This is a genomic window from Bradyrhizobium sp. P2_E8 (assembly GCF_056403875.1).
In genome coordinates this window covers 1-7,151 of the sequence record NZ_JBFUES010000331.1, presented here as the reverse complement: position 1 = coordinate 7,151, position 7,151 = coordinate 1, and the positions used below count along the sequence as shown (strand labels likewise).

Sequence of the window (7,151 nt, the reverse complement as noted above, 5' to 3'; positions counted from 1 at the left end):
GGCCAAGCGTCTCGCCGCGCCTGATTTCGAAGTGCACGTTCTTCACGGCCGCGACCTCGGTCTGCGAGCTGAACCAGTCGTTGCCCCGATAGGTCTTCGCAAGTCCGCTCGCCGCGCAGGCGATCGGTTCGTCCGCGATCTCGGCCCGGACCGGCGGGGTCCCGCCGGGCACCGCGGCGAGCAGCCGACGCGTATAGGGATGCTGTGGGCGTTCGAGCACGTCCTCCATTGGCCCCTGTTCGACGACGCGGCCCTTCTCCATGACCGCGACGCGGTCGGCGATGTCGGCGACGACGCCGAAATCATGGGTGATGAACAGCACTGCCATGCCGCGCCGCCGCTGAATGTCCCGGATCAGCCGAAGGATCTGCGCCTGCGTCGTGACGTCGAGGGCCGTGGTCGGTTCGTCCGCGACCAGGATCGATGGTTCGAGCGCGAGTGCCATTGCGATCATGGCGCGCTGACGCTGGCCGCCCGACAATTGATGCGGGTAGCTGCGGATGATCCGCTCCAGATCGCGCATGCCGACCTCTTCGAGGAGGGCGCGCAAATGGGCCTGCCGCTCGGTTGGCGTGAGCTGGTCGTGCGCCTCGAACGCTTCCATGATCTGGTCGCCGATCCTGATCACGGGATTGAGCGCCGTCATCGGTTCCTGAAAGATCATCGCGATGCGTCGCCCGCGCAGCGTCCGCCATTCTGCTGCCGGGAGGTTCAGCAGATCGCGTCCCTCAAAGTGAATGGCCCCTGCAACCGGGCGAATGGCCTGGGGCAGCAGGCCCATCACGGCAGCGGCGCAGACCGATTTACCGGAGCCGGATTCGCCGACGACGCAGAGGATCTGCCGCGGATACAGGGCAAGTGAAACGTCCTCGACGGCAGAGGCACGATCCGCGCCGGCGGGCAGCGCCAGCGTCAGCCGCTCGATCGTCAGGATCGCCTCTGCCATCTCGCTCATGCTGTCCGATCCGACATTGCGGTCTTTCTCATCCTGGTCACGCCGCMAGTGCGATGCCGTCCTTGCGATGGTCCGACGCGCCGAAGATGACGCCCCGGGAGGGATCGACGTGCACGGCTTGACAACCTCCAAGCGGTTCGTCCGCCCAGACCACGCGATGACCGCGCGCAATCAAGTCGTCGGCGACAGCCCCGGGAATCGTGGGCTCGAGCGTCAGCGTGCCATCGAACGCAAAGCTGCGCGGCAAGTCCGAAGATTGCTGAATGTCGAGCCCACGATCAAGCAGGCCGCCCAGGATCTGCATATGTCCCGCCGCCTGGTATTGTCCACCCATCACGCCAAAGGCCATGATCGGCTTGCCACGCTGCGCCAGCAGACCCGGAATGATGGTGTGAAAGGGACGCTTTCGCGGCGCAATGGCATTGGGATGTCCTTCGACGAGAGAGAATCCCGAACCCCGGTTGTGCAGCAGTACGCCCGCACGAGGGGCATAGATGCCGCTGCCGAAGGCGGAGAACAGCGAATTGATGAAAGACACCATGTTGCCGTCGCGGTCGGCGATGGCAACATAAGCCGTGTCACGATGAACAGGCATGTCGAAATCAGCCGCTGCGCTGGTGCGCTTCCGGTCGATGGAGGCGCGCATTGCCGTGACCGACGCCTCCGAGAGCAGCGCCTCGACATCGAGCGGACGGAATGCGGGATCGGCGACCAGTGCGTCACGCTGCCGGTAGGCCGTCTTGGTTGCCTCGGCAAGGAGGTGTATGCGATCGGCCTCGCCGAGCGCCGGATTGGCCATGTCGAAGCCGGCAAGGATGCGGGCGATCAGCAGCGCCGCGACGCCCTGTCCGTTGGGCGGGCATTGCAGGATTTGATGATCGCGGTAGTCGGCGCTGATCGGCTCGACGTACTCCGATCGGGCAGTTGCCAGATCTTCAAGCTGCATCACCCCGCCCAGCGCCTTGAGTGTTGTGACGATTTCCTCGGCGACGGCACCTTCGTAAAAGGCGGCGCGTCCCTCGCGTGCGATCCGGCGCAGCGTCGCGCCGAGCGCGGGATGACCGAGCCTGCTGCCAACGGCGGGCGCAGCGCCACCGGGCAGATAGACCGGTGCGCCAGCCTGATGTCGTTCGATGCGATCGCCGTAGCGGGCCCAATCCAGTGCGGCGCGGGGCGTGACCACAAAGCCGGTCTCGGCCGCGCGGATCGCGGGCGCCAGAACCTCGTCGAGGCCTTTTGAACCATGGTCGGCAGAGAGGCGGCACCAGGCATCGACCGCCCCCGGAACCGTGACTGCATGGGGTGAGTAGTCCGGGATCGACGCCAGCCCCCGTTGCCTGAACCAGCCGAGTTCGGCCTTCGCCGGTGCTCGGCCCGAGCCGTTGACGGCGACAGGTTTGCCGGAGGCGGGAGCATAGATCGCAAAACAGTCGCCGCCGATGCCGGTCATATGCGGATCGATGACACCCTGGAGGGCGATCGCGGCAATGGCGGCATCGACCGCATTGCCGCCACCGCGCAGGATCTCGACCGCGGCGAGCGTGACAGCCGGATGAGAGGTCGCGGCCATGCCCCGGTCGCCCACCGCCAGCGAGCGTCCCGGCACCATGAAATCGCGCTGTCCCCAGCTCATGCCCTTCTCCGATTGTTGTTGTGGGGCCGCCTGGTGAGGGCTGCGGCGGCCGGTTCATCGCAAAGGATATCGACGTTGCCGTGCAGGCGGAGCGCCGAGGCAGGACAAGCTGCCGTGATCGGACCCTCGATCGCGGCTGCGATCGCGGCTGCTTTCTCCGCTCCCCTGGCGACAAGGAGGATGCTCCGCGCTTCCAGGATTGTCGCGATGCCCATTGTGATCGCGCGTTCGGGAACCGACGCCGGATCAGGAAAATTGATGGCATTCGCGATGCGGGTTGCTTCGTCGAGTCTGACCTCGCGGGTACGTGAGGCGAAATCCGAGCCAGGCTCATTGAAGCCGATATGGCCGTTGGCGCCGATGCCGAGGATCAGCAGGTCGATGCCGCCGGCCGCCGCAATCTGCGCCTCATAGCGCGCGGCCTCGGCGGCGATGTCGTCGGCCGAACCATCGGGGATCTGTGCCCGACCGGCTTCCATGTCCACATGCCTGAACAGATGCTGCTGCATGTAGGCATGGAAGCTTCCGGGCGATTGGGGTGCGAGGCCCACATATTCATCGAGGTTGAAACTCGACACCGTTCGGAACGAGATGAGGCCGGCGCGGGTCGCGGCGACAAGGCGGGCATAGACCGGCGTCATGGTCGCTCCGGTCGCAAGACCGAGGGTAACAGGCTGCCGATCGTGCAGCCGGGCGATGACATGTGCGGTGGCGCGCTCGGCGAGGGCACTCACATTGCCTGCAACCTCAATTCTCGGCGCGTGCTCCGTCATGCCGCGACATCTGCCGCCGCGGCGGGAAGAGCCAACGGGCCGGCATCCCTGCCGATGCCGAATTGCGAGCGATGCACGAGGTCGATCGCGCTGCCGATCGCGCCGATCAGTGTGGCGCGATTGCCGAGCGCGCTCAGCTCGATACGAACAGGCTCGCGCATGCAGCGTCCCAGATGTTCGTCGATCCGGAGCTTCAATTCGGGCCGTGCGCCGATGCTGCCTCCCAGGATGATGATCTCCGAATCGAGGATGCTGTGCACGGCCAGGATCGCGGTCGTGAGAATCCGGCTGACCTCGTCGATCGTGATCCGTGCCGCTTCCTCGATTTCGAGCCGATCGAAGACATCGCGCACCGTGCTGCCGGGGCCGCCGCCGAGCCCGAGATAGCGTTCGACGATGCCGGCGCTGCCGATGGCGGTTTCCAGGGTACCGAAGCGAAGGCCGCGCGCATCGTAGGGATCGCCCCCAAGCGGCAGGTAGGCGATCTCGCCGGCCGCCCCGCGTGCACCGCGCACGAGATAGCCGTCCGAAAAGATGCCCATGCCGATGCCGGTGCCGACTGCGATGAAAGCGAAACTGCGCGCCCTGCGGCTGTTGCCGCGCCAATGCTCCCCGATTGCCGCGAGATTGACGTCATTCTCGATGGTGATGTCGATCCCGAGCCGTTCGCGCAGCGCGGCCCTCACGTCCAGGCTATCCAGTCCGGGGATATTGGGCGCGATGACGATGCTGCCCGACGCCGGGTCGACCATCCCCGGACTTCCCATCACGCCGCCGCGCAAACGTTGCGCCGATACCGACGCATGCTGAAGCAGCGCATCCTTCATGCGCTCGATCTGTGCGACCACGCCAGCGCCGCCGTCGCTGGATGTCGGTTCGATGCTCTCGGCCACGATCTCTCCGTGCAGATCGGCAAGTGCGATGTGCAGTTTCGTGCCGCCAAGGTCGATGCCCAGCACGAAGGCGGCGTCCGGCCGGAGCGCATAGGTGACGGCGCTTCTCCCCACGCTGCCCTGAATTTGCCCGTCCTCATGGACCCAGCCGTCGCGTTCGAGGTCACGCATCACTTCAGAGATGGTCTGCTTGGACAGGCCCGTGCTGCGGGCGATTTCGGCGCGCGATACCGAGCGGTCACGCAGCAGGCGCTCAACCACGAGGCGAACGGATTGCTGTCGCGCAACGGGCGATGAGGGGGCGTCTTGCATGAGCCTCGATCCAATTAGTCAATTAGTCAACATGTCGAACTAATACATCGCCGCGCTTACAGTAAAGGGGCGCGTTTTGCGGATTTTGCCTGTTAATGAGGCGAGATATTGTAACTTAATTGCATGTCGTAGGGTGATTTGTTCGGGATATTTACAAATTCGATTGGGCGTGCTTGTCTTGCCCTTCCACAGCAGAGCTTTGGACGAAGCCTTGGGACGAAGCCTTGGGACGAAAGGAATTCCGTATGAAGCGGATCGGCACGGCGTTGGCGGCCATTCTGATGATCGCATCGGGCGTTGTCTCGGCGAGTGCCGTGACATTGCGGGTCGGCGTTCAGGACGATCCCGATGCGCTCGACCCGGCGCTCAGCGGCACTTACGCAGGCCGCTTCGTGTTTGCGGCGCTGTGCGACAAGCTCGTCGATATCTCCGCCGATCTCAAGATCGTGCCGCAGCTGGCAGAGGCATGGGAATGGGCCGCGGACGGCAAGTCGATCACCTTTACGCTGCGCAAGAACGTCACGTTCCACGATGGCACCGCGTTCGATGCGGCGGCAGTCAAGTTCAATATCGAGCGCATGAAGACGATGCCGGATTCCAAGCGCAAGGCCGAGCTGGCGCCGATCGCGAGCGTCGAAGCGCTTGCCGCGGACAAGGTGAAGTTCAACCTGTCGGAGCCGTTCGTGCCGCTGCTGGCCAATCTCAGCGATCGTGCGGGCATGATGGTCTCGCCCAAGGCTGCCACGGAGAAAGCCGGGGAATTTGCCGCCGCGCCGGTCTGTGCCGGTCCGTATCAATTTGTCGAGCGCAAGTCGCGCGACCTCATTCGCGTCAAGAAATATCCCGGCTACTGGAACGCTGCACAGGTCGGCTATGACGAGGTCGTCTATTACTACGTTCCCGACTCGACCGTGCGGTTGTCGCGCGTACGGGCGGGCGATCTCGATCTCGCCGAGCGTATCGCGCCGACCGATCTCAAGACCGTGCGCGACGATCCCAACCTCGCCCTGCATTCCGGCAAGGGACTTGCCGTCTCGCATCTGATGTTCAATGTCGGCGCCGGCGCGAAGGCCGATACGCCGCTCGGCAAGAACGCGACGCTACGTCAGGCCTTCGAGCTGGCGATCGATCGCAATGTCATCAATCGCGTTGCCTTCAACGGCGAGTTCCTGGCGGATAACCAGATGATCCCGCCGTCATCTCCGTTCTACGATGGCGCGCGCAAGGCGCCGGCTCGCGACGTTGCCAAGGCCAAGGCAATGATTGCCGCCGCCGGAATGACTCGCGTGCCGGTCGAGCTCCAGTACGAGAATACGGCCGGCGATTCCCGGGTCGCACAGATCATACAGTCGATGGCGGGCGAGGCCGGTTTCGACGTCAAGCTGCTGCCCATGGAAACGACCACTGCCATCGAGCGCTACCTGAACGGCAATTTCGAAGCCTATATCGGCAACTGGAGCGGCCGCGCCGACCCGGACCCGACGCTGGTCGCCTTTTTCAGCTGCACGGGCTCCCAGAACGTCAACAAGTATTGCAACAAGGATCTCGATGCGATCCTGAACCAGGCCCGGGGCGAGGCTGACGAAGCCAAGCGCAAGGCGCTCTACGCCAAAGCGACGGACATTTACCTGACGGCGCTCTCGTCGATCCCCCTCCATCACCCGAACTGGTTCTTTGCGGCCCGCAAATCGGTCGGCGGCATCGTCATGGTGCCGGACGGTCTCTTGCGTCTGGTCGGTGTCAGGCCGGTGAATTGATGCGCAACGCCTCGCGCCCGCCGGCGCGCTTGCCCTGGTGAGGACCAGTCTGCCCGATGAAGACCCTGCTTCTGCGCCGGCTTGCCGTCCTGCTGCCGACCCTGTTGCTGGTGTCGATGATGGTGTTCGGTCTGCAGAAACTGCTGCCCGGCGATCCCGCGCTGGCGCTCGCCGGAGAGGAGCGTAATCCCGAGGTCGTCGAGTATCTTCGGCACAAGTATCGCTTCAACGATCCGATCCCGGTGCAATACGCCGTCTGGCTGAAGGCCCTGGTGCACGGCGACTTCGGCACGTCGGTACGCACCCGATTGCCGATCGGCACCATGCTGGCGGAGAAATTGCCGGTGACCATTGAGCTCGCGATACTCTCGATGCTGGTCGCGCTGCTCGTCGGGTTGCCGATCGGGATCTTCGCGGCGCTGGGGCGCGGGACGCCCTTCGACTACGGTGCCAGTCTGTTCGGGCTTGCCGGACTGTCGATCCCGCATTTCTGGCTGGGGATCATGCTGATCCTTCTGTTCTCGGTGAATCTCGGCTGGCTTCCGGCCGGAGGTTTTGTTCCACCGTCTGAAAGCGTGGGAGGCAACCTGCTTTCGATGCTGATGCCCGCTCTGGTGCTCGGCACGGGCACCGCTGCGATCATGATGCGCCATGTCCGCAGCGCGATGATCGAGGCGATGAAGCAGGACTACGTGCGCACTGCCCGCGCGAAGGGCGTCCGCGAAAGCACCATCGTGCTGCGTCACGCGTTGCCGAACGCGCTGACCCCGGTGGTCACGCTGGGCACGCTGCAATTTGGCGAATTGCTGGCCGGCGCGGTGTTGACGG

6 protein-coding genes are annotated in these 7,151 nt (G+C 64.5%); 2 read left to right on the top strand and 4 right to left on the bottom strand.

The features are described 5' to 3' along the window. From AC1D00_RS19350 to AC1D00_RS19335, 4 genes are all read right to left on the bottom strand, one after another. A partial coding sequence (locus AC1D00_RS19350) for an ATP-binding cassette domain-containing protein (RefSeq protein ID WP_477011759.1) occupies positions 1 to 946 on the bottom strand: 946 nt, incomplete at its 3' end. Positions 947 to 992: 46 nt separating this feature from the next. Further along, positions 993 to 2,588 (bottom strand): gamma-glutamyltransferase, encoded by a 1,596-nt coding sequence (gene ggt / locus AC1D00_RS19345; RefSeq protein ID WP_477011758.1) that lies wholly within the window; start codon positions 2,586 to 2,588, stop codon positions 993 to 995. After that, positions 2,585 to 3,361, bottom strand: a complete 777-nt coding sequence (nagB, locus tag AC1D00_RS19340; RefSeq protein WP_477011757.1) for a glucosamine-6-phosphate deaminase — start codon at positions 3,359 to 3,361, stop codon at positions 2,585 to 2,587. The genes ggt and nagB overlap by 4 nt, the downstream gene beginning before the upstream one ends. Then, positions 3,358 to 4,566 carry an ROK family transcriptional regulator gene (locus AC1D00_RS19335; protein ID WP_477011756.1) on the bottom strand — a complete coding sequence of 403 codons (1,209 nt, stop codon included), beginning with the start codon at positions 4,564 to 4,566 and terminating at the stop codon, positions 3,358 to 3,360. Before AC1D00_RS19335 ends, nagB begins: the two co-directional genes overlap by 4 nt. Positions 4,567 to 4,811: 245 nt before the next feature. Between AC1D00_RS19335 and AC1D00_RS19330 the strand changes: the two genes are divergently transcribed. Together AC1D00_RS19330 and AC1D00_RS19325 are read left to right on the top strand one after the other, a co-directional pair. After that, positions 4,812 to 6,323 carry an ABC transporter substrate-binding protein gene (locus AC1D00_RS19330; protein ID WP_477011755.1) on the top strand — a complete coding sequence of 504 codons (1,512 nt, stop codon included), beginning with the start codon at positions 4,812 to 4,814 and terminating at the stop codon, positions 6,321 to 6,323. A 56-nt stretch (positions 6,324 to 6,379) separates the two neighbouring features. After that, on the top strand, positions 6,380 to 7,151 hold a 772-nt coding region (locus AC1D00_RS19325), incomplete at its 3' end, for an ABC transporter permease (protein ID WP_477011754.1).